The 19,900-nt window shown below is 74.9% G+C and carries 19 protein-coding genes and 1 pseudogene; 8 read left to right on the forward strand and 12 right to left on the reverse strand.

Annotated features, from left to right (window positions below; all coding sequences use genetic code 11):
• Positions 1–28: 28 nt before the first annotated feature.
• Positions 29–157: a hypothetical protein gene (locus K7I03_RS33960; protein WP_260630066.1), complete on the forward strand. Its 129-nt coding sequence runs from the start codon at positions 29–31 to the stop codon at positions 155–157.
• Between the two features lie 88 nt (positions 158–245).
• Positions 246–659, forward strand: coding sequence for a hypothetical protein (locus K7I03_RS30645; RefSeq protein ID WP_185940968.1), 414 nt, complete (start codon positions 246–248; stop codon positions 657–659).
• A gap of 30 nt (positions 660–689) precedes the next feature.
• Here the strand turns inward: K7I03_RS30645 and K7I03_RS30650 are convergent, their stop codons facing one another.
• From K7I03_RS30650 to K7I03_RS30665, 4 genes are all read right to left on the reverse strand, one after another.
• Entirely contained in the window at positions 690–1,064 is a 375-nt protein-coding gene (locus K7I03_RS30650; protein WP_185940969.1) for a hypothetical protein, read from the reverse strand.
• A gap of 59 nt (positions 1,065–1,123) precedes the next feature.
• Positions 1,124–2,089 carry a hypothetical protein gene (locus tag K7I03_RS30655; RefSeq protein ID WP_185940970.1) on the reverse strand — a complete coding sequence of 322 codons (966 nt, stop codon included), beginning with the start codon at positions 2,087–2,089 and terminating at the stop codon, positions 1,124–1,126.
• 159 nt (positions 2,090–2,248) lie between these two features.
• Positions 2,249–2,611, reverse strand: a complete 363-nt coding sequence (locus K7I03_RS30660) for a DUF6233 domain-containing protein (protein WP_171166688.1) — start codon at positions 2,609–2,611, stop codon at positions 2,249–2,251.
• Positions 2,612–2,886: 275 nt separating this feature from the next.
• On the reverse strand, positions 2,887–3,015 hold the full coding sequence (locus K7I03_RS30665; RefSeq protein ID WP_221902538.1) for a DUF6126 family protein: 129 nt from the start codon (positions 3,013–3,015) through the stop codon (positions 2,887–2,889).
• Between the two features lie 247 nt (positions 3,016–3,262).
• Here K7I03_RS30665 and K7I03_RS30670 point away from each other — a divergent pair, with 247 nt between their 5' ends.
• Both K7I03_RS30670 and K7I03_RS30675 read left to right on the forward strand, forming a co-directional pair.
• The gene (locus tag K7I03_RS30670; RefSeq protein ID WP_185940971.1) at positions 3,263–5,242 is read left to right on the forward strand and encodes a glycosyltransferase family 2 protein; all 1,980 of its coding nucleotides are present in this window, start codon (positions 3,263–3,265) and stop codon (positions 5,240–5,242) included.
• A 112-nt stretch (positions 5,243–5,354) separates the two neighbouring features.
• On the forward strand, positions 5,355–6,518 hold the full coding sequence (locus K7I03_RS30675; protein ID WP_185940972.1) for a hypothetical protein: 1,164 nt from the start codon (positions 5,355–5,357) through the stop codon (positions 6,516–6,518).
• 333 nt (positions 6,519–6,851) lie between these two features.
• On the opposite strand, the pseudogene K7I03_RS30680 reads toward K7I03_RS30675, so the two are convergent.
• The 3 genes and pseudogenes from K7I03_RS30680 to K7I03_RS30690 form a co-directional block, all read right to left on the reverse strand.
• Positions 6,852–7,865: pseudogene (locus K7I03_RS30680) on the reverse strand (glycoside hydrolase family 6 protein); the annotation flags it as partial.
• Between the two features lie 408 nt (positions 7,866–8,273).
• Positions 8,274–8,657: a hypothetical protein gene (locus K7I03_RS30685; protein WP_185940974.1), complete on the reverse strand. Its 384-nt coding sequence runs from the start codon at positions 8,655–8,657 to the stop codon at positions 8,274–8,276.
• 137 nt (positions 8,658–8,794) lie between these two features.
• The gene (locus tag K7I03_RS30690; RefSeq protein WP_185940975.1) at positions 8,795–9,856 is read right to left on the reverse strand and encodes an ATP-dependent DNA ligase; all 1,062 of its coding nucleotides are present in this window, start codon (positions 9,854–9,856) and stop codon (positions 8,795–8,797) included.
• A 78-nt stretch (positions 9,857–9,934) separates the two neighbouring features.
• Here K7I03_RS30690 and ligD point away from each other — a divergent pair, with 78 nt between their 5' ends.
• The 3 genes from ligD to K7I03_RS30705 all read left to right on the forward strand — a co-directional run bounded on the left by ligD (position 9,935) and on the right by K7I03_RS30705 (position 12,889).
• The gene (gene ligD / locus K7I03_RS30695; protein WP_185940976.1) at positions 9,935–10,969 is read left to right on the forward strand and encodes a non-homologous end-joining DNA ligase; all 1,035 of its coding nucleotides are present in this window, start codon (positions 9,935–9,937) and stop codon (positions 10,967–10,969) included.
• A gap of 102 nt (positions 10,970–11,071) precedes the next feature.
• A complete protein-coding gene (locus K7I03_RS30700) occupies positions 11,072–11,476 on the forward strand; it encodes an SH3 domain-containing protein (RefSeq protein WP_224347294.1) in 405 nt (134 codons plus the stop codon).
• Between the two features lie 222 nt (positions 11,477–11,698).
• Positions 11,699–12,889: a hypothetical protein gene (locus K7I03_RS30705; protein WP_185940977.1), complete on the forward strand. Its 1,191-nt coding sequence runs from the start codon at positions 11,699–11,701 to the stop codon at positions 12,887–12,889.
• A 338-nt stretch (positions 12,890–13,227) separates the two neighbouring features.
• Here K7I03_RS30705 and K7I03_RS30710 read toward each other — a convergent pair whose 3' ends face one another.
• The 4 genes from K7I03_RS30710 to K7I03_RS30725 form a co-directional block, all read right to left on the reverse strand.
• Positions 13,228–14,484: an SLC13 family permease gene (locus K7I03_RS30710; RefSeq protein ID WP_185940978.1), complete on the reverse strand. Its 1,257-nt coding sequence runs from the start codon at positions 14,482–14,484 to the stop codon at positions 13,228–13,230.
• 120 nt (positions 14,485–14,604) lie between these two features.
• The gene (locus tag K7I03_RS30715; protein WP_185940979.1) at positions 14,605–15,588 is read right to left on the reverse strand and encodes a DUF6528 family protein; all 984 of its coding nucleotides are present in this window, start codon (positions 15,586–15,588) and stop codon (positions 14,605–14,607) included.
• A 220-nt stretch (positions 15,589–15,808) separates the two neighbouring features.
• Positions 15,809–16,933, reverse strand: a complete 1,125-nt coding sequence (locus K7I03_RS30720; RefSeq protein ID WP_185940980.1) for a serine hydrolase domain-containing protein — start codon at positions 16,931–16,933, stop codon at positions 15,809–15,811.
• Between the two features lie 163 nt (positions 16,934–17,096).
• Positions 17,097–17,540, reverse strand: coding sequence for a nuclear transport factor 2 family protein (locus tag K7I03_RS30725; protein WP_185940981.1), 444 nt, complete (start codon positions 17,538–17,540; stop codon positions 17,097–17,099).
• A gap of 105 nt (positions 17,541–17,645) precedes the next feature.
• Between K7I03_RS30725 and K7I03_RS30730 the strand changes: the two genes are divergently transcribed.
• A complete protein-coding gene (locus tag K7I03_RS30730; protein ID WP_185940982.1) occupies positions 17,646–18,230 on the forward strand; it encodes a TetR/AcrR family transcriptional regulator in 585 nt (194 codons plus the stop codon).
• Between the two features lie 25 nt (positions 18,231–18,255).
• Here K7I03_RS30730 and pdxR read toward each other — a convergent pair whose 3' ends face one another.
• On the reverse strand, positions 18,256–19,875 hold the full coding sequence (pdxR, locus tag K7I03_RS30735; RefSeq protein WP_398858268.1) for a MocR-like pyridoxine biosynthesis transcription factor PdxR: 1,620 nt from the start codon (positions 19,873–19,875) through the stop codon (positions 18,256–18,258).
• Positions 19,876–19,900: the final 25 nt, after the last annotated feature.

Consider the following 19,900-nt stretch of genomic DNA (forward strand, 5'->3'; position numbering starts at 1 on the left):
GGCGTCGGCAACCTAACAAGCAGCCTGTATGACGATCACCGACGCGCGCGGGGCGGTCGGCGCGATGACACCTGTCCGGAGCAACACGCCGGCCGCCGCGCTCGGAGCACCCCTCGTCGTACGCGCCCTGCTCGGCCCCCGGGCGGTGTGCGGATAATAGGGGGTTCCGCGAAGACGGCCGCCGACGGTGTCGGCCGGACGGCGGATGTCCGACAGAGAATCAGCACCGAAAGATGGGGGCGTCGATGAAGAGCGAACAGCGGCACGGGAAGCGGTACCGGGGGCGTCTCGCCCGCCGGATGTCCGCTGTCGTCGCGCTGGCGCTGGGCACCGCTCTGCTGGCCACGCCCGCGTCGGCCGCCGGCACCCGGCCCGAGGCCCGGACGGTACAGCAGGTACGCACGGTGACCGCCGCCGGTCCGGCCGTCGCGGCGGAGGCGGGGACGCGGTCCGAGGCCGGTCCGGTGACGCGGGACCGGCGGGCCGACGCCGGGGACCAGGTCCTGGCCAAGGAGAAGAAAAAGAAGAAGAAGGGCTTCTTCAAGAAGCTGGGCATCGCCCTGCTCATCATCCTGATCGTCGTGATCATCCTGGTGATCGTCGCGATCTGGCTGATCGTGCACTTCGTGCGCAAGGCGTTCCGCCGCCGGCGCTCCTGACCCCCCGTCCGGCCGCGCCGCCCAGGACCGCTACTTCGCCCCGCGGCCCCTGCGGGGCTTCGGCGGCTCGCACTCCTGGGCGGCGGCGATGAACGGCTCGAGGGCCTCGTGGAGCCTGTTCAGCGACTCGGGGCCCAGCTCGATCCGGTAGTACTGCACGGACGGGACGAGTCTGGTCCCCGTGTCGTCCTTCCCCGTCCCGGCGCGGACGTCCATGCCCGGGACGGCGAAGGTGTGCGTGTGGACGTCCTCGGTCACGGCCGGGTCGAGGTCGTCGTACGCCTCGACTCTCACCCACGTCTCCTGGGTGACGGACTGGTCTCCCACCGTCAGCGTCCGGTCCCCCTTCCGTACCCCCGGCTCGCCCTTTCGTGACTCGTCCACCTCGATAAACCTGGTACCCATCGGCGCCCCTTCCTCAAGATCGGTTCAAAGCCTAGCCCGTGTGGGTGAGTTGGCTTCGCTCAGCTCGTCCGGACGACCCAGGCCAGCGCGAGCCACGGGCCGGCCGCCGCGCCGGCGGCGAGGCCCCAGCCCGTCGCGGTGGACGGGAAGCCGGTGAGCAGCGGGACGATGAGCGCCGCCCCGCCGGCCAGGAACGCCGCGGCGGGCAGGTGCACCCAGGGCTCGAAGCGCCGGGCCCGGGCCACCCCCGCCTCCCGCCGGTGCATGGCGACGGCGGTGCTCAGCCCGGCGACGAGGGCGAGGATCCAGATCACCGGCCGGACCACGACCCGGCCGACGGTGGACGAGAGGTCGTCGTCCCCGGCGGGGCGCACGCCCAGTTCGGGGCGGCTCGGGGCGTACAGCAGCTTGATGGAGCGGCCCTGCTCCAGTTCCCCCTGGGTCCGCACGCCGTCGACGGTCACCTGGCGCGGGCCGGAGTCGAAGGGGACGGTGACGACGATCGTCGAGCTGAACTCCTCGACGTTCCGCTCCGCCGCGCCGGTGGACTGCGGCGTGCCGATCACCTTCGCGACCGTGAGCTGGTGGGTGCGCCCGCCGGCCTGGTTCACCTCGGCGAGCCAGCGGCCGTGCGCGCCGTCCGGGCCGACCGCCTGGCTGAGCGCGGCGGCGCTGGTGAGGGCGATGCCGAGGCCCAGCACCCAGGAGAGGGCGCGCGACCGGGGCGGCTCGGGCCGGGCTCCGTACCCCCGGCGGGAGGCGCGGCGGCGCGCCGCCCGGCCGTGCGCGGCCCGTCGGCGGGAGGCCGCGCGGCGCAGTGCGGCCCGCCGGCGCGCGCGGTCCACCAGGGAGGCCGCGATCCAGCAGAGGGCGCAGGCCGCCGTGGCGCCCATCATCCAGAGCAGGTGGCGCTTGGGCGGCTGTTCGGCGAGGGGGACGGTCCCGTACGGGAGCACGGCGAACAGCGCGGTGGCGTACCCGACGAGCACGGTCGCCCACCCGGTGAGCCGTGTCCCTGCCCTCATGCCCAACAACCCCGCCCAGCCATCTGATGATCTTGACGTGGACAGCGTAGTTGGTGTGCTCGCGCGGGTGTACGAGTGCCCGGGCGCCGGGACGGCGCGGGAGCGCGGGCGCGGCGGGGGCCGGGTGCGGGGGCCGGGCCCACGGGGGGCCCGCGAGGCTCAGGCGTACGGCGTGAGGAACCGCTCGGGCTGGCAGGCGTCGCAGGGGCGGACGTCGTGGGTGGCCATCTGGGCCCGCGCCTCGGCGGTCGTCAGGGTGTCCTCGCCGCCCTTCGGTACCCAGCACCCGGCGTGGTGCAGCTCCTGGAGCACGCCGCCGGAACGCCGGTAGAGGGTGATGGGCCAGACCGCGTCCTCGAAGTCGGGGCGCAGGGTCCGGCGGTGGGAGATGTGCGTCTGATCGGAGTCCCCGGAGAGACGTTTGAGCACGATCTCGCGGATCCAGTCGTGCGGGGAGCGGCCGACTCGATGCGCCGCGGCCTCGATACGGTCGAGTTCGTCTGGGCTGAAGAGCTCCTCCATGACGGGGGACAGTAGCAGCGCGGAAGCCCTCCCGACCCCTGATCCGAAGGATGATCTCACTGCGCCCACCTGCGGGTTGACCAGGGTGTACGGTTCGCTTCGGCATGTGCCCGCGGCCCTGTGGCCGCCGCCGGACGGCCGTGGCTGCGGCGTTCCGGCCGGGCATAGGACAAGCGTTTATTCACGGTGCATCGGACGGTTGGGGAAGACGGGATTCCGTACGTTCGGAAATCACCTGTCCTTGTGAACACCCGGTCGCCCGGCGTCGCCCGCGGTCAGTGCGAGGCGTGCGACCCGAGGTAGAAGAGCAGCCAGATGAAACCGGCCAGCAGGTGGCCGAGGACGATGTAGATCAGCACGCGCCAGCCGATCGCCTTCTCGGCGTACTTCTCGCTGTCTGCCATGCCCCGCTCCCGTCGAACACCGTTCGACCATCGTAGGTCACGGTGTGGGGGCGCTCCGGCCTCATCGGTCCGGGGCCATGTGAGGGAGTGCAGGGCATGTCCGGTGTGTTTGTCACATGATCATAGAGTCGGTTTGTTAGCTTGATCCCGCTTAGTCCCGTCTGTCCGTTGTGCGGCTGGGGGTGTGGTGGTGGCGGTTTCTGCGCGAGAGACCCGGCTTGCGGCGGCCCGGGGGAAGGCCGCGAACGTGTCCGGCGAGGGGGCGGCCGCCGCCGCCCTCCCGGCGGGCGGGATCGCCGCCGGGGGCCTGCCGTTCGACGGGGGCCCGGCCGACGTCGTACCCGCCCTGGGCGGCCGCGGCGGCTCCGCCCCCGGCGGACCCGGCACCCCCGGACCGGGCGGCGGCGGCACCCCGGGCGGCGGCGGCCCCGACGGCCCGCGCGGCGGGCCGGTCGCCCCCGCGCCGTCCGAACCCCCGCCGGACTACGACTACGACGGATTCAGCAGACTGGCGGGCGAGTTGACCGAACCCCCCGCCGGCGTCTACCGGGTCCGCTACCGGCGCCTGGTCGCCGGCGGCATCCGCGGGCAGCTCGGGGCGCTGCTGCTGGTGACGGCGGCCCCCCTGGTCTCCCTCGCCCTGCTGGTGTGGCTGATGCAGCCGGACCACTGGGTCGAGCGCCCGTTCATCGACGGCTGGGAGCGCGCCGCCGACGCCGTGATGACGCTCTCCATCGGCCTCATCGAGACCTTCCGCCTCGTCAACGTGGTCTCCAACGCCCACGCCACCTGGGTGGCCCGCGACCCCGTCCCGGTCCGCGCCCAGCCGGGCACCCGGGTCGCGTTCCTCACCAGCTTCGTCCCGGGCAAGGAACCGCTGTCCATGGTCCGCGCCACCCTGGAGGGCGCGGTCCGCGTCCGGCACGACGGCGTGCTGGACGTCTGGCTGCTCGACGAGGGCGACGACCCCGAGGTGAAGCGGCTCTGCGAGCGGCTCGGCGTACGGCACTTCACCCGCAAGGGCGTCGAGCGCTGGAACCAGCCCTCGGGCAGCTTCCGGGCCCGCACCAAGCACGGCAACTACAACGCCTGGCTCGACGCGCACGGCGACGACTACGAGTTCATGGCCTGCGTGGACACCGACCACGTACCGCTGCCCAACTTCCTGGAACGGATGATGGGCTACTTCCGCGACCCCGACGTCGCCTTCGTGGTCGGCCCGCAGGTCTACGGCAACTACACCACGGCCGTCACCAAGGCCGCCGAGAGCCAGCAGTTCCTCTTCCACGCCCTCATCCAGCGGGCCGGGAACGCGTACGGCGCCCCCATGTTCGTCGGCACCAGCAACTGCGTCCGCGTCAGCGTGCTCCGCCAGATCGGCGGCCTCTACGACTCCATCACCGAGGACATGGCCACCGGCCTGGAGATCCACCGCCGCCGCAACCCCGCCACCGGACGCCGCTGGCGCTCCGTCTACACCCCCGACGTGCTCGCCGTCGGCGAGGGGCCCTCCTCCTGGACCGACTTCTTCTCCCAGCAACTCCGCTGGTCCCGCGGCACCTACGAGACCCTGCTCCGGCAGTTCTGGCGCGCCGTCTGGACGATGTCGCCCGGACGGGTCGTCAACTACTCGCTCATGGTGGCCTATTACCCGATGGCGGCGCTCAACTGGGTGCTCGGCGCCGTCTCCTGCGTCCTCTTCCTGGCCCTCGGCGCCTCCGGCATCAACGTCGAGTCCCAGGTCTGGCTGATGCTCTACGGCGACGCGGCGGCCCTCCAGGTCGGCCTCTACGTCTGGAACCGCCGCCACAACGTCAGCCCCCACGAACCCGCCGGCTCGTCCGGCACCGCGGGCATGCTGATGTCCGCCCTCTCGGCGCCGCTGTACGCCCGGTCGCTGGGCGAGGCCCTGCTGCGCCGCCGCTCCCGGTTCGTCGTGACGCCGAAGGGCGACTCCGCCAGCCCGGACCGGGTGCTGACCTTCCGCACCCACCTGACCTGGGCCGCCGTCCTCGCGTTCGCGCTCCTCGCCTCGGTCGTGCTCAGCCACGCCCACACGGCGATGCGCATCTGGGCCTTCCTGGGGCTGCTGACGACGCTCATCCCGCTGGGCGTGTGGCAGGCGGGCCTGCGGGCGCGGCGCCGCCGCGGGCCGCTGCCCGCCCTGGCGGACGGCGGCCAGGAGCCGGAGTCCGCCCGGCCGGTGGGGCAGCGGACGCCGGTGTAGCGGGCGGTCGGTCCGGGCGCGCGGCGGGGCCGCGCGGCGCGGGGTGAACCGGGCGTCGTGCCCGGAAACCCGTTGACAGACCTTCACTGTGTGTAATTGGGTGCACTCATACGTGTATTCGATTGCGTGTATCCGATCTGGGGGGATCATCATCGCTACCAAACACACCGGCCTGGCCGTCACCTGCTGTGCGCTCGTCCTGGCGAGCGCCGCGGTGGCCTGCGGCACGGAGGAGAAGCTCGACGCCGGGGCCAAGGTGGAGAGAGCGTTCGAACGGCTGGGGGAGGAGAGAGCCGTCGCCGTGGAGTTCGCGCTCGACGCGAACGCCGACGCCGTCCACGCCGCGCTGAAGGACGGGAAGGACGGCAAGGACGGGGTCGACCGCGAGGCGGCCGGCATCCTCGCCGGCCTGAAGGTGAGGTACGCCGTCGTGTCCGACAGGCCGCTGAAGGAGCAGGACGGCGGCGAGGACGCGCACCGGGCGTCCGCCGCCGGGCGGCTGGCCAAGAAGGACGGCACGGTCCTGGCGGAGCTGCGGTCGGTCGACCGGAAGATGTACCTCCGCGGCGACCTCAAGGCGTTCGCCGGGATGGTGAAGCCCAAGAACGCCGAGGAGCGGTCCGAACGCCGGGACTTCGACGAGGCGTTGAAGAGGATCGACCGGATGCCGGACTCGCTGGCCGCGGTCAGGAACGCGCTCAAGGGGGAGTGGGTCGTCCTCGACGCGCGGGAGTTCGAGGAGCTCGCGAAGAAGAAGAGGGAGCGGGGCGGGGGCCAGGGGGATGCGGACTCCTCCGGCGAGCTGGACGCGGCGACGCGGAAGCGGGTCGCCGACGCCTTCCGGAAGACGCTCACCGACAACTCCACGGTCAAGGACGCCGGCACCAGGAACGGCGCCGAGCACATGAAGGTCACCGTCCCCGCCCGCAAGGCCGCCGGGCAGCTCTCCGAGGCCCTCAAGCCGCTGGAGAAGCGGCTCCGCGCGGCGGGCAAGGGCAAGGACCTGGGCGCCCTGGACAAGGCACCGGACCGGGACGTCGTCTTCGACGTCGCCTTGAAGGGCGGCCGGCTGTCCGCCGTCACCGTGGACATGGCCGCGCTGGACAAGGACGTACGGGCCCCGCTACCGCTGACGGTCGGCTTCGACAGCACGTCCGTGAAGGTCGACGCGCCCTCCGGTGCGCGGAAGCTCTCGGCGCGCGAGATGACCGAGGCGCTGATGCGGATGGTGGGGGCCGACGCGGATCGGCCCGGCGGGGCCGACCGCCGCCTCTGAGGCGGGGCGACGGCGTCAGCCGCCCGGCGTCGCGGGCAGGGGGCGCGCCAGGGGTGGTGGCGCGGCGGCCGGTGCGGGCGGTGGGGCCGGCGCCTGTGGGGCCGCCGGGGGCGGTGGGGACGCCGGGGGCCCGGCGGGCGGTACGGGTGCCGCGCCCGCTTGCTGTGCGGCAGGTGTCTGCGCGGCAGGTGTCTGCGGGGCCGGAGGCGAGGGCTGGGCCGGGGGTGCGGGGGGCGGCGCCGGGGAAGCCGGCGGGGCCGCGGTGGCCGGTGGCGGCACGGTGGCCCCCGGCGATGCCTCCGGTGGTGTCTCCGGCAGCGTCGGCTCCGTCGTCGCCAGGCCCAGCGCGTACGCCGCCCACCAGTGCCCGGCGGGCGGCGCGCCCCGGCAGGCGCCGTCCGACTCACCGGGCCGCTTCACCCACACCAGGGCGTCCACCAGCGGGGCGCCCGTCACCGTGGTGGGAGGTGCGCCCAGGGCGCGCCCGGGCGGATTGCACCACGCCTCGTCGCCGGCGTCCTCCTTGCCCTCCTGCCGGGGCAGCGGACCGTTGCCGTTGCGGCTGGTGTCGATGATGTAGTGGGCCCCGCCGAGGAGGGCGGACAGCCGGTCGCCGTAGGCGCGGGTGACGGGCGTGGTGTGGAAGTTGGAGACGTTCAGCGCGAAGCCGTCCGCCTGCTCCAGCCCCGACCGGCGCAGCAGGTCCGCCAGCCGCGGCAGGTCGGAGACCCAGCCCGCGTTGCCCGCGTCCAGGTACACCGACGTCCGGGGCAGCGCCTTGAAGGCCCGTACGGCCTCGGCGAGCAGGACCGGCCGCTCGGCCAGTGCCTCCGGTGGGGACGAGCAGCCCGTGGCCAGGTGCGCGAGGGCGTCCGGTTCGAGCACCACCCAGGCGCGGCGGTCGCCGATGCCCTCCGCGGCCCGGGCCACCCACCGGCGGTACGCCGCCGCGTCGGGCGCCCCGCCCGAGGAGTACTGGCCGCAGTCGCGGTGCGGGACGTTGTACGCCACCAGCAGCGGTACGCGTCCGGCGGCGGCCGCCGCACGCGTCACCCGCTCCGCCGCCGCCCGGGGATCGTCCCCCGGCAGCCAGACGGCCGCGGGGCGGTCGGCGATGCGCCGCAGCGCCTCCGCGTCCCCCTCCCGCCCGCGCTCCTGCCAGACCCGCACCTGACGCGCCGCCGGACCGGTGGGCTCCACCCAGAACGGGGACGCCCCGGCCGTCACCCCGTCCGCGGCCCCCGCCTGCCCCGGACACAGCGGCAGGCACACCGCCCCCGCGCTCGCCAGCAGAACGGCACCCCGACGGGCGTGCACGAGAACGCGGGCCGGACTCGTGGTGCGCATGGGCTCCACCCTTCACCTGGGCAACCGTGGTCGTACCAGGCTGTAAGGTGTCGGGCCGTCAGGTCGCGCGGGCTTGCGCCGTGTGGGTCGGCCGCTGGGCCGGCCGGGTGAGGGGCGGCTGACGCCGCGGGGGAACCGGGGGCGCGGGCCACCCGGCACCCGGTGCCGGGCTCCCGCCTCGGTCGCCGCCCGCGCCGTCGTGCGGGATCGGCGCGGGACGCGAAGGACGGTCCCCGCCTGGCGTGCATGCGTCTGCCGATGCCCGGCTGGTCCGCCGATGGCGGCCGCGCACCCCCGGTGCGGGCCGGTCGCCCCCGCGAGTGGCGCGGTCCCGGGGGCCATCCGCCCGCCGCCTCGTGCGGCGCCCACCAGCCACCCACAGCGCCCGCCGTCCGCCCCGAACGCCCGTCAGCCGTCCTCGATGTCCGAGATGAGTTTCGTGCTCAGATCGCTCTGCACCGCCAGCCGGGTGTGCCCGGCGTCCGGGCCGGTGCCCCAGGTGAGGGTGACCGTGGTGAACAGATGCCCGGCGCCGGAGTCGTGGTAGCGGACCTCCCAGTGGGTGGGCACGTCCTGGGCGCGCAGGACGCCGTCGGCGTGGTTGGCCTCCTCCCAGGCGGCCAGCCGCTGCCGCAGATCCTCGGTGAGGTAGTGGGCGCGGAGCTCCGAGCCCAGGTCGTCGGTCCCGTCGTCGACGGCGTCGATGTACGCGCCGTAGAAGTCGGCCACCCGGTCGACGGCCGAGTCGGGGCTTCCCTCGCGCACGGGACTGCCCGCCTGTTCGTCCGACATGAACTCCCCCCAGGGTCATGGTGCTTCAGATCGCTCTCTTGGGAATGAACTGCCCATGTTCCGCCGGAATAGGCCCTTCGGGCAGATGTCATCGCATATATCGGTATGGACGGACGGGTGTTGAGAGGGGCCGGGCGCTAACCCCCCAGCACCTCCGCCAAGTCGTACGACACCGGCTCCTCCAGCTGCGCGTACGTGCACCCGTCCGGCTCGCGGTCCGGGCGCCAGCGGCGGAAGCGGGCGGTGTGGCGGAAGCGGTCGCCCTGCATGTGGTCGTAGGCGACCTCGCAGACGCGCTCCGGGCGCAGTGGGACCCAGGAGAGGTCCTTCTTGCCCGTCCAGCGGCTGGGGCCGCCCGGGAGGCGGGCGGCGGCCTGGGCGTCGGCGTCCGCCCAGTCCTGCCACGGGTGGCCCTCGGCGGTGGGCATGCGCAGCGGTTCCAGCTCCGCCATCAGTTCCTGGCGCCGCTTCATGGTGAACGCGCCGCACACGCCGACGTGCTGGAGCCGGCCCGCGGCGTCGTACAGGCCCAGCAGCAGCGAGCCGACCACCGGCCCGCTCTTGTGCGGGCGCAGGCCCGCGACGACGCAGTCGGCCGTCCGCTCGTGCTTGACCTTGACCATGGCGCGCTCGCCGGGCCGGTACGGCAGGTCCGGCGGCTTGGCGATCACCCCGTCCAGGCCGGCGCCCTCGAACCGCTCGAACCAGCCGTGCGCGACGTCGAGTTCGTAGGTGACGGGGGCGGTGAACACCGGGTCGGAGGCGTCGCGGAGCGCGTCCTCCAGGGCCGTCCGGCGCTCGCGCTGCGGGGTGGCCAGCAGCGACGCGTCGCCGAGGGCGAGCAGGTCGAAGGCGACGAACGCGGCGGGGGTGGTCTCGGCCAGATGGCGTACCCGGGAGGCGGCCGGGTGGATGCGCTCCAGCAGGGCGTCGAAGTCCAGCCGGCCGCCGCGGGCGACGACGATCTCGCCGTCCAGCACACAGCGTTCCGGCACGTTGTCCTTGAGGGACGTGACCAGCTCCGGGAAGTAGCGGGTCAGCGGGCGGCCCGAGCGGCTGCCCAGCTCCAGCTCGTCGCCGTCCCGGAAGACGACGGCCCGGAAGCCGTCCCACTTGGCCTCGTACTGCATGCCCGGAGGGATCGTCGCGGCGGGCTTGGCCAGCATCGGCTCCACGGGCGGCATCACCGGAAGGTCCATGATCCCGATTGTGCGGGCGGCGGCGCCGGCCCGCCCGCCGACAGGCGCCCGGGCCCCCGGACGCCTTAGCGTGGCCGCATGGCAGAGACGCTGGAGCTCACCGTCGGCGAGCGGACGGTACGGCTGTCCAACCCGCAGAAGGTCTACTTCCCGGAGCGCGGCTACACCAAGTACGACGTCGCCCGGTACTACCTCAGCGTCGGCGACGGAGTCCTGCGCGCCCTGCGGGACCGCCCGACCACCCTGGAGCGCTACCCCGACGGCGTCGAGGGCGAGTCGTTCTTCCAGAAGCGGGCGCCCAAGAACCTCCCCGACTGGATCCCCACCGGCCGGATCGCCTTCCCCAGCGGCCGGTACGCGGACGAGATCTGCCCCACCGAGACCGCCGCCGTCCTCTGGGCCGCCAACCTCGGCTGCCTCACCTTCCACCCCTGGCCCGTCCGGCGGGACGACACCGACCACCCCGACGAACTGCGCATCGACCTCGACCCGCAGCCCGGCACCGGGTACGCCGACGCCGTCCGCGCCGCGCTGGAACTGCGCGGGCTCCTCGACGAGCTGGGGCTGACCGGCTGGCCCAAGACCTCCGGCGGCCGGGGCCTGCACGTCTTCGTGCCGATCGCCCCGCGCTGGACCTTCGTCCAGGTACGGCGGGCCGCCATCGCCGTCGCCCGGGAGCTGGAGCGGCGGATGCCCGAGCACGTCACCTCCGCCTGGTGGAAGGAGGAGCGCGGCGCCAAGGTCTTCGTCGACTACAACCAGACCGCCCGCGACCGCACCATCGCCGGCGCCTACTCCGTCCGGCCCCGCCCGCACGCCCCCGTCTCCGCGCCGCTCCGCTGGGACGAACTGGAGAGCGCCGTCCCCGAGGACTTCGACATCACCACCATGCCGGCCCGCTACGCCGAACTCGGCGACGTGCACGCCGGCATGGAGGACCACCCCTGCGCCCTGGACGCCGCCCTGGAGCTCGCGGCCCGCGACGAGCGCGAGCACGGGCTCGGCGACCTGCCGTACCCGCCGGAGCACCCGAAGATGAAGGGCGAGCCCAAGCGCGTCCAGCCCAGCCGGGCGAAGAAGGCGGACAAGGGGGGTACCGATACCGCCATCTGACGGCGTGCCAGTCGGGCCTATCACCCATTGTCCGCGTTTACCCGGACATCGCACGTGGAACCTGGGCAATGCTCTGTTCCCACCTCGTACCAGAGGAGTTCCATGTACAGGAGACTCGCGACCCGTGCCGGCCGGCTCACCGCCGGCGTGCTGGCGGCGACCGCGGCGGCTACCGCGCTGCTCGCCGTCCCGGCCGAGGCGACGCCCGACGGCGCCGCCCGGGCGTACGGCACGGTCAGCGCCCGCACCGGCGTCAACGAGCGCGCCCTGCCCAGCACCGACGCCTCCGTGCGCGGCATCCTGCGCCACCGGATCCAGATCGGGCTGCGGTGCAAGGTCCGCGCCCAGGACATCGGCGGCAACAACGTCTGGTACCAGCTGAGGGACCGCCAGACCTGGGTCGCGGCCAAGTACATCGACGACAAGGCCGCCAACGTCCCCTACTGCCGGATGCTCAACCGCAGCGCCATGGACGACAGCACCCAGTCGCGCAACGCCATGGGCTGACGCGCCGCAGGGCGCACCGGGTCCCGTCCGCGCGCGGACGGGACCCCCCACCCCGCGCGCACGGGGTGATTGCCGGAGCCGATACGAGTGGTGGCGCCTACAGTTGCCTCACGTACTGCACGGAACGTACCGCACGGACGTGGGACCGGCACCGGGCGTGGCGTCCGGACCGGGCACCGCGCCGGGCCACGAGCCTCCGTATCGGCCGGAAGGAAGAACGCGTTGGACCACCTGACCCATGGCTGTGTTCTGCTGCTGGACGGCACCCCCGACCGGCGGCGGGGCCTGGTGCCGAACCCGACCGCGCACGCCGTCGCCGGGGCCGGGCCGCGCGGTTTCCTCGCCGCCGCGACCGCGGACGTGGTCCAGCTCCCGGCGATGGCCGGGCCGCAGAGCGTCCTGGCCTACCTCCGTGACGCCGCCACCGTCCCCGGACCCCTGCTGGTGTGGGTCACCGGCCACCTGATGGTGCCGGCCCGCAAGGGCGGCGAGGTCCACCTGGCGCTCCGCGACAGCACCCCCGGCACGGTCCGCTACACCGGACTGCCCTGGGAGTGGCTGACCCGCACCCTCGGCGAACACGCCGGACCCACCCTGCTCGTGGTCGACGTCGAGGCCGACCAGAGATCCTGGCCGCACGTCGCCGCCGCCGTCCGGGACGGGCGGCTGACCGCGGGGCCGGCGGTGTGCGGCGTCGTCACCCCCAGCCCGGACCGCGCCCCCGCCGACGCCTCGCCCTACAGCCGGGCCTTCCTCACCGCCCTCGACCTCGGCCACCCCACGGCCGGGCCCGTCCTCGACCCGGCCCTGCTGCACCAACTCGCCCTGGACCAGGCGGGGCTGCCCGACGGCCGGCTGGTCCTGCGGCACGGCACGCCCGGGCCCGTCCTCGCCAACCCCGCGCACGCCGCTCCGGCACCGGCCGCGGCCGTTCCCGCGCCCGCCCCTCCGGCGGCCGCCCTCCCCGTCGAGCCCCCGCCCGCGCCGGCCCGGGAGGAGGACGCGCTGCCGCGGATCCTGGCCGCCGCCAACGCCGGCCGGCACAACGAGGCCGCCGCCATGGCCGCCGCCTGGGAGCAGCAGGTGCTGCGCCGGCACGGCCCGCACAGCGCCGAGGCCGGACTGTGGATCGAGGTCCGCGCCGACCTCGCCCGGCTGGCCGGCGACCATCCGCGCGCGGCCGAACTGTGGATGTCCGCCGCCGCCAACCGGCTGGCCCGCGGCGGGCCGACGGACGCCGAGGCGGTCGCGGCCCTCAAACGCGCCCACTACTGCTGGCAGCACAGCGGGGACCGGGCGTCGCTGCTCGCGCCCGCCCTGCTCGCCCTGTGGGAGCAGGTGCCCGGCAGCCTCGACGCCGCCGCGGACGTCCGCGCCCGGCTGGCGGAAGGGCCGCGTCCCGTCTCCCGGTGAGGGGCAGGGGCGAACGCCCGGGCGGGGGCGCGGCCATGGCCCCCGCGGTGCTCAGGGCCCGTCGGCCCCGGCCGGGCGGAGCGGCCCGGCGGAGGCGCCGGGGGCGGCGTCGGCCGCCGCCGGGCCGGTGGGGTGCGGCAGGGTGCCGTCGGCGGGATCGGGAACGGTCGTCGGCGGTCTCGGGAACGTGCGAGCGGAGGCGTCGGCGAAGGCGGGCCGGGTGCCCTCGGCGATCGGGGCGGTGACGGGTCAGGACGGTCCCGGCCTCCCCGCGTCCGCCTCCCCGCGTCCGCCTCCCCGCGCCCGGCCATCGGCGGGCGGGTGCGGGCCGGGCGGCGTCAGGCTCCGACGAGGGCGAGCGACGCCCACAGCGCCAGCACCGACAGCACCAGCGCGGCGGGCACGGTGAGCAGGCCGAGCCGGGTGAACTCGCCCAGCGCGACCTCCTCGTCGTGCTCGTGCACGATGCGCCGCCACAGCAGCGTGGCCAGGGACCCGGTGTAGGTGAGGTTGGGGCCGATGTTGACCCCCAGCAGTACCGCGAGGACCGCGCCGGGGCCGGCGGAGGCGGTCAGCGGCAGCAGCACCAGCACGGCGGGGAGGTTGTTGACGAGGTTCGCCAGCAGCGCGGCCAGGGCCGCGAGGGCGAGCAGGGCCCACAGCCCGGTGCCGTCCGGGACCAGCCGGCCGAGGCCGGTGGCGAGGCCGTTGTCGACGACCGCGCGGACCAGGACGCCCAGGGCCAGGACGAAGGCGAGGAACGGCACCGACGCGGCCCGCAGCAGGGCGCCGGGCGTCGTCCGGCGCCGGGCCAGGGCGCGGACCGCGAGCACCGTCGCCCCGGCGAGGGCGGCCCAGGCGGGCTCGACCCCGAACGCGGAGGTGACGACGAAGCCCGCCAGCGTGCCCGCCACCGTGGCCAGGGCGAACACCGGCACCCCGGCCGGGGCCGCGGAGGGCGGTGCCTGGGCGCCGGTGGCCAGGTCGGCGGCGAAGTAGCGCCGGAACACCACGTACTCCGTCCCGATGGCGACCAGCCAGGGCAGCGCCATCAGGGCCGCGAACCGGGTGAAGTCCAGGCCCGTGGCGTCGAAGGCGAGGAGGTTGGTGAGGTTGGAGACGGGGAGGAGGAGCGACGCCGTGTTCGACAGGTGGGCGCAGGCGTGTATGTGCGGGCCGGGACGGGCGCCGAGCCGGGCCACGGTGGCGAACACCACCGGCGTCAGCAGCACGATCGTGGCGTCCAGGCTGAGCACCGCGGTGATCAGTGAGGCCACGGCGAAGACCTGCGCGAGGAGCCGGTGCGGCCGTCCGGCGGCGGTACGGGCCATCCAGGCCCCGCAGGCCCGGAACAGCCCCTCGTCGTCGCACAGCCGGGCGAGGACCAGGACGGCCGCCAGGAAACCGATCACCGGCCCGAGCCGCCCCGCCTCGGCGCGGGCGTGCTCCGGGGAGACCGCCCCGGCGAGGACCACCAGAGCGGCCGCCGGAACGGCGAACACGGCCTCGGACCGCCCCCAGGGACGGACCACCGTGCAGGCCAGCACCGCCAGGAGGAGGACGACGGAGAGGGACTCGGCCAGGGGAGCGCTCATCGGGCGGTTCCCGTGCGGGGTGTGCGGGCGGGCGTCGGCCGGGGCGGTGCGGTCGGGCGTTTTGTCACCGGGAAAGTGTGCAGGACGGCCGCGGGTCCCCGCCGTGCGGGGGCGGGGGCGTCAGTCCCGGCGCGAGGTCCACCAGCGGGCCTTGTACATCGCGCCCCGCACCATCCGCTTGGTGCCGTCCGGCTGGTGGAACGTCAGGACGGACGTGCACCAGACGCAGGCGTGGCCCGGTTCGGGCCGGGCCATCAGGATCCGGCCGGTGGCGGGGTCGTCGCCGATGCTCTTGACGCCGGGGGCGCTGATACGGGAGCTCAGCGGATAGTCGACAAAGCGGTGCCGGCCCGTCGCGTACTGGTGGACGGCGGTGCCGGTGGTCACCCAGAGGCGGCCCTTCGTGCCGAGGACGGGGGCCAGGTCGTGACCGTCGCGGGTCGGCAGGGCGCTGCGGTGGACGACGACCAGGCCGGGGTCGTCGGCCGGCCCCTCCACCCGCAGGGCGACGAGCTCCCGGCTCCCGAGCGCCCACAGCAGCCGTGTCCCCGGGTCCCAGTGGACGCCGTGCGCGCCCCGCAGCGGCACCTCCGCGTGGCGGGTGGCGCGGGAGCCGGCCGAGGCCGCGTAGACGCGGACGAAGCCGCCGGTGCTGGCCGCGACGGCGACGTCGCCGTCGGGCAGCAGGTCGATGCTGTGCGCGTTGCCCGGCCCGGTGTGGGCGGCCCAGTACACGTCCCGGCCGGGGTACCCGACCACCGCCGCCAGCCCGCCGGAGGCGGTGGCCAGCAGGTAGCGGCGGCCGCCGAGTTCGCGGAGCTTGGCCTCGCTCGGGTTGCTCCACGACGCGCCGGGGTCCAGGTCGGCGAGGCCCGCCTGGCCGTCGGCGCTCCACGACCACAGGACGCCCGTGCCCCGGCCGACGTCCCAGCTCCGCGGCTCGGACCGGAGGACGTACACGGCCCGGCTCGCCTGGTCGGCCGCGACGATGGGCGTTCCCGCCGCGCCCCGGCCGCCGGCCGCCCGCGGCTGTGGCTGCGCGCCGGCGGCGGGGCCGGTCAGCGCGACGGTGGCCAGGAGGGCGGCCGTCAGCAGGCGCCGCACGGGCGGTCCGGTTCAGGGGTGCGCACGAGGGCCAGAATGGGCCGGACGGCGGGGGCGCGGCGTGGCGCCACGCCCGGCGGGGCCGGGAGTTCGCCCCGGGGAGTGCTCGCCGGGCGCGGCGGTGACGGGGTGGCGGTACGGCGTCCGGTACTCGTCGCCGCCGGAGCGGGTGGAGCGGGCGGACGGAGACGCGCCCCCGTCCGCCTCCGTACCCCGCGTGTCAGCCGTACATCGCCAGCCGGTGGAACGCCAACAGCGCGTCGTCGATCGGGTGGGGCCGCGGCCTGCCCGAGGCGTCGAACCCGCTCCACCGCTGGAGGTTGACCGCGACGGACACCTGCCGGCCGCCGTCGGCCCGGATCGCGGACAGCGCTCCGGCGCCCCAGACCGTGCCGCCGTGGCCCCAGAAGGTGTCCTGGCCGGGGGCCTCCAGCGGGTGCAGGCCGAGGCCGTAGGGGATCGTCCTGCCCTCCTGGGAGACGACCGGGACCGTGCGCCGCATCTCCGCCAGCGAGGACGGGGTGACGATCTCGCCGGCGAGCAGCAGGCGGTAGAAGCGGTTGAGGTCCGCGACGGTCGATATCAGGGCGCCCGCCGGTCCCACCCAGGACATGTCGTAGGCGCTGTAGTCGCGCGGCGGGTCGATCATGCCGAACCACGCCTCGTACATCCGCGGGTGCGGGCCCCGGATGTGCGGTTCCGTGGGGAGTTCGGTGTCCCGGAGTCCGGCGCGTTCGATGACGTCGCGGGTGACGCAGCGCTCGGCCGTGGTACCGGTGACGTGCTCCAGGAGGGCGCCGAGGAGCAGGTAGTTGGTGTTGGAGTAGAGGCCCGGGGTGCTGCCCGGGGCGCCGACGGGAGGGGCGGCGACGCCCATCCCGATCAGGTCGGTCGGGTCGAAGCGGGTGAACCGGTGGTCGTCCAGGCTCTCCGGGCCGGTGGCCGCGAGGTCGGGGAACGATTTGAGGGACGGGTAGGCGTAGGGCAGGTACTCGGCCAGGCCGCTGGTGTGGTTGATCAGCATCCGGACCGTGATCGCCCGGCCGCGTTCCCCGGGGACCAGCTCCGGGAGATACCGCCCGATCGGTGCGTCGAGGGCGATCGTCCCGCTCTCGACCTGCCGCAGGACCGCGGCGGCGGTGAAGGTCTTGGTGATGCTGCCGACGCGGTGCCGCATGTCGGCGGTGACGGGACGGCCGGTGGCGGTGTCGGCGACGCCGGCGGCGCCGCGCCAGGTCCGGTCGCCGTCGCGCACCTCGGCGAACAGGCCCGGGATTCCGGCGCGGTGGACGTTCTCCAAGGCGGCGTCGAGCGCCGTGGTGTCCAGCGGATTGCTCACGGTCATGCGTCCTTCCGTCGGCCGCGGGCCGGACTCGATGTCGGTCGCCCGACCCGGGGAACAGGGCATGGGGGCGCGCCGGACAGCCGGTGGCCGGTGGTCCGGCGCGCTCGTGCCGCCATTATGCACGCAGTGCGTGCATCGACGAGTGCATGGGGAGGGCCCGGGTTCAGGCGTCCCGGTCGGAGGGCGGTGCGGCCAGGCGGCGTTCGGGCTGTCGGATGGGGACGTCATTGATGCTCGCGAAGCGGCGCCGCATCAGGCCGTTCGCGGCGAACTCCCAGTTCTCGTTGCCGTGCGAGCGGTACCAGTGGCCGGCCGCGTCGTGCCACTCGTACGTGAAGCGCACGGCGATCCGGTCGTCGGTGTACGCCCAGAGCTCCTTGCGGAGGCGGTAGTCGAGTTCGCGGCGCCACTTGTCGCGGAGGAAGGCGGTGATCTCGGCGCGGCCGGTGAGGAAGACGTCGCGGTCGCGCCACTCCGAGTCCTCGGTGTACGCGAGCGCGACCCGCTCCGGGTCGCGGCTGTTCCAGGCCGCCTCGGCGGCGCGCACCTTCTCCAGGGCGGTCTCGGCGGTGAACGGCGGCAGCGGGGGCCTCGGGGTTTCGGGCATGGCGGTCTCCTGGTGCGGCTGTCGGCTTCGAGAAGGTTGAGAACGATCGTTCTCCATGGTGTGCGGTAGCGTAGGAGAACGGTGGTTCTCGTGCAAGGGGAGAGAATGGTGGAGTCCGTGGCACAGGCGGGGCCGGAGCTGTCGGAGAGCCCGGAGGGCAGGGTGCTGGACGCCGCCGAGGAGCTGTTCTACGGCCGCGGGCTGCAGGCGGTGGGCATGGACGCGATCCGGGCCGCGTCCGGGGTGTCGCTCAAGCGGCTGTACCGGCTCTTCCCCTCGAAGGACTCCCTCGTCGAGGCGTACCTCAGCCGCCGCGACGAGCGCTGGCGCGCCTCCCTGCAGCGGTTCGCCGACGCGCGCCCGGCCGGGGCCGAGCGGGTGCTGGCCGTCTTCGACTGGCTCCACACGTGGTTCGGGGAACCGGACTTCCGGGGGTGCGCCTTCGTCAACTCCTACGGGGAGCTGGGCGCCACCCATCCCGGTGTCGCCGCCGCCGCGCGGCGGCACAAGGACGCCTTCCGGCGGTACCTGGCGGGGCTGGCCGCCGCCGCGGGCGGCTCCGAGGCACTGGCCGACCAGCTCCTCCTCCTCGCGGAGGGCGCCATCACCACGGCGGCGCTCTCCGGGAGCCCCGAACCCGCGCTGCACGCGCGGGAGGCGGCGCAGGCCCTGATGGCGAAGGGGAGTTGACGGAGCGTCAGGGTGGGCGGGGATCTCAGGACAGGTCGCGGATCACCTCCGCGATCGTCGCCACGCCCTCCGCGATGTCGGACGCGGGCGGCGCCGCGTAACCCAGTACCAGGCCTGGCCGCCGGGACCGGAGGCTGTGCCAGGACAGCGGCTGCACCTTCACGCCCCGCTCCAGGGCCGCCGCGGCCACGGCCGCGTCGTCCGGGCCGCCGTCGAAGGTGACCATCAGGTGCAGGCCGGCGGCGGCGCCGTGCACCACCGCGCCCGGCAGCCGGGCGCCGATCGCCTCGATCATCGCGTCCCGCCGCCTCCGGTGCCGCCGCCGCAACTGCCGCAGGTGGCGCTCCATTTCACCCGACTCCAGCAGCCGGGCCAGCACCAGCTGCGGCAGTGCCGCGTTGCCCAGGTCCGTGAACCGCTTCGCGTCCACCAGCGCCTCCCGGTACCGCGGGGGCGCGAGCAGCCAGCCCACGCGCAGCGCGGGGGCGAACAGCTTCGAGATGCTCCCCATGTAGCAGACGCCGTCCGAGAGCATCGACCGCAACGCCGCCACCGGGGGCCGGTCGTAGCGGTGTTCCGCGTCGTAGTCGTCCTCGAGGACCAGACCGCCGTCCGTGACCCAGTCCATCAACGCCCGTCGCCGGGCGCCCCCGAGGACCACCCCGGTCGGGAACTGGTGCGCGGGGGTGAGCAGGACGGCCCGCGCGCCGGTGGCCCGCAGCGCGTCGACGCGGACGCCCTCGGCGTCCACCGGCACCGGCGGCGTCTCCGCGCCCCAGTACGCGAAGTGCTGCCGGGCGCCCAGCGAACCCGGGTCCTCCACCGCCACCTCGCCGATCCCCGCCCGGACCAGCACCTGGGCCACCAGCCCCATCGCCTGGGCGACCCCGCCGACGACGACCACCTCGTCCGGGTCCGCCACGATCCCCCGCGTCCGGGCGAGCCAGCGGACCAGGGCCAGCCGCAGCTCCGGCGTCCCGCGCGGGTCGCCGTAGCCGAACGCCGAGGAGGTGAGGGAACCGAGGACGGCGCGCTCTGCGCCCAGCCAGGCCGCCCGCGGGAACGCCGTGAGGTCGGGCAGCCCGGGCGACAGGTCGATCCGGGCGGGAGCGGCCCGCAGCGCGTCGAACGCGTCCGCGCCGGGGGCCGTGAACAGCCCGCCGGGCAACGGCTCGTCGGGACCGGCCGGACGGGCGGGCCGGGCCGGGTTCGGGGCCGGGGCCGGCGCCCGGCCGGACGGCGGGCGCGCCACGGCCGGCGCCGCGACCACGAACGTGCCGTGCCGGCCGCGCCCGGCCGCGTGCCCGTCCTCCGTCAGCCGGCGGTACGCCTCGATCACCACCCCGCGCGACAGCCGCAGTTCACCGGCCAGCAGCCGGCTGGGCGGCAGCCGGCTGCCCACCGGCAGCCGCCCGTCGGCGATCGCCTCCCGGAGCCGCCGGGTCAGCCAGTCGGCCAGCCCACCCGGCGGCGCGTCGCCGACGTCGAGCTGGAGGAAGTCCGAACCGGAGGCACCCGGCTCCGGGCCGGAGCCGCCTGTCTTCACATCGGAGGAACCCCCTTCCGGATGGGAAGAACCCGGCCCCGAGCCGGGGGCACCCGGCGCTATGGACCCTTTGGCAGCACGCTCATTGGACCTGTCCATCGGGCCATTGTGACGGCAGGGTCGG

This window comes from Streptomyces mobaraensis (assembly GCF_020099395.1).
Lineage (GTDB): Bacteria > Actinomycetota > Actinomycetes > Streptomycetales > Streptomycetaceae > Streptomyces.

Excerpts from the sequence above, each read along its gene's own strand:
- K7I03_RS30645 (WP_185940968.1), top strand. The coding sequence starts at position 246 with ATGAAGAGCGAACAGCGGCACGGGAAGCGGTACCGGGGGCGTCTCGCC.
- K7I03_RS30650 (WP_185940969.1), bottom strand. The coding sequence starts at position 1,064 with ATGGGTACCAGGTTTATCGAGGTGGACGAGTCACGAAAGGGCGAGCCG.
- K7I03_RS30690 (WP_185940975.1), bottom strand. The coding sequence starts at position 9,856 with ATGGACCTTCCGGTGATGCCGCCCGTGGAGCCGATGCTGGCCAAGCCC.
- ligD (WP_185940976.1), top strand. The coding sequence starts at position 9,935 with ATGGCAGAGACGCTGGAGCTCACCGTCGGCGAGCGGACGGTACGGCTG.
- K7I03_RS30660 (WP_171166688.1), bottom strand. The coding sequence starts at position 2,611 with ATGGAGGAGCTCTTCAGCCCAGACGAACTCGACCGTATCGAGGCCGCG.
- K7I03_RS30665 (WP_221902538.1), bottom strand. The coding sequence starts at position 3,015 with ATGGCAGACAGCGAGAAGTACGCCGAGAAGGCGATCGGCTGGCGCGTG.
- K7I03_RS30725 (WP_185940981.1), bottom strand. The coding sequence starts at position 17,540 with ATGCCCGAAACCCCGAGGCCCCCGCTGCCGCCGTTCACCGCCGAGACC.
- K7I03_RS30655 (WP_185940970.1), bottom strand. The coding sequence starts at position 2,089 with ATGAGGGCAGGGACACGGCTCACCGGGTGGGCGACCGTGCTCGTCGGG.
- K7I03_RS30730 (WP_185940982.1), top strand. The coding sequence starts at position 17,646 with ATGGTGGAGTCCGTGGCACAGGCGGGGCCGGAGCTGTCGGAGAGCCCG.
- K7I03_RS30710 (WP_185940978.1), bottom strand. The coding sequence starts at position 14,484 with ATGAGCGCTCCCCTGGCCGAGTCCCTCTCCGTCGTCCTCCTCCTGGCG.
- K7I03_RS33960 (WP_260630066.1), top strand. The coding sequence starts at position 29 with ATGACGATCACCGACGCGCGCGGGGCGGTCGGCGCGATGACACCTGTC.
- K7I03_RS30700 (WP_224347294.1), top strand. The coding sequence starts at position 11,072 with ATGTACAGGAGACTCGCGACCCGTGCCGGCCGGCTCACCGCCGGCGTG.
- K7I03_RS30720 (WP_185940980.1), bottom strand. The coding sequence starts at position 16,933 with ATGACCGTGAGCAATCCGCTGGACACCACGGCGCTCGACGCCGCCTTG.
- K7I03_RS30685 (WP_185940974.1), bottom strand. The coding sequence starts at position 8,657 with ATGTCGGACGAACAGGCGGGCAGTCCCGTGCGCGAGGGAAGCCCCGAC.
- pdxR (WP_398858268.1), bottom strand. The coding sequence starts at position 19,875 with ATGGACAGGTCCAATGAGCGTGCTGCCAAAGGGTCCATAGCGCCGGGT.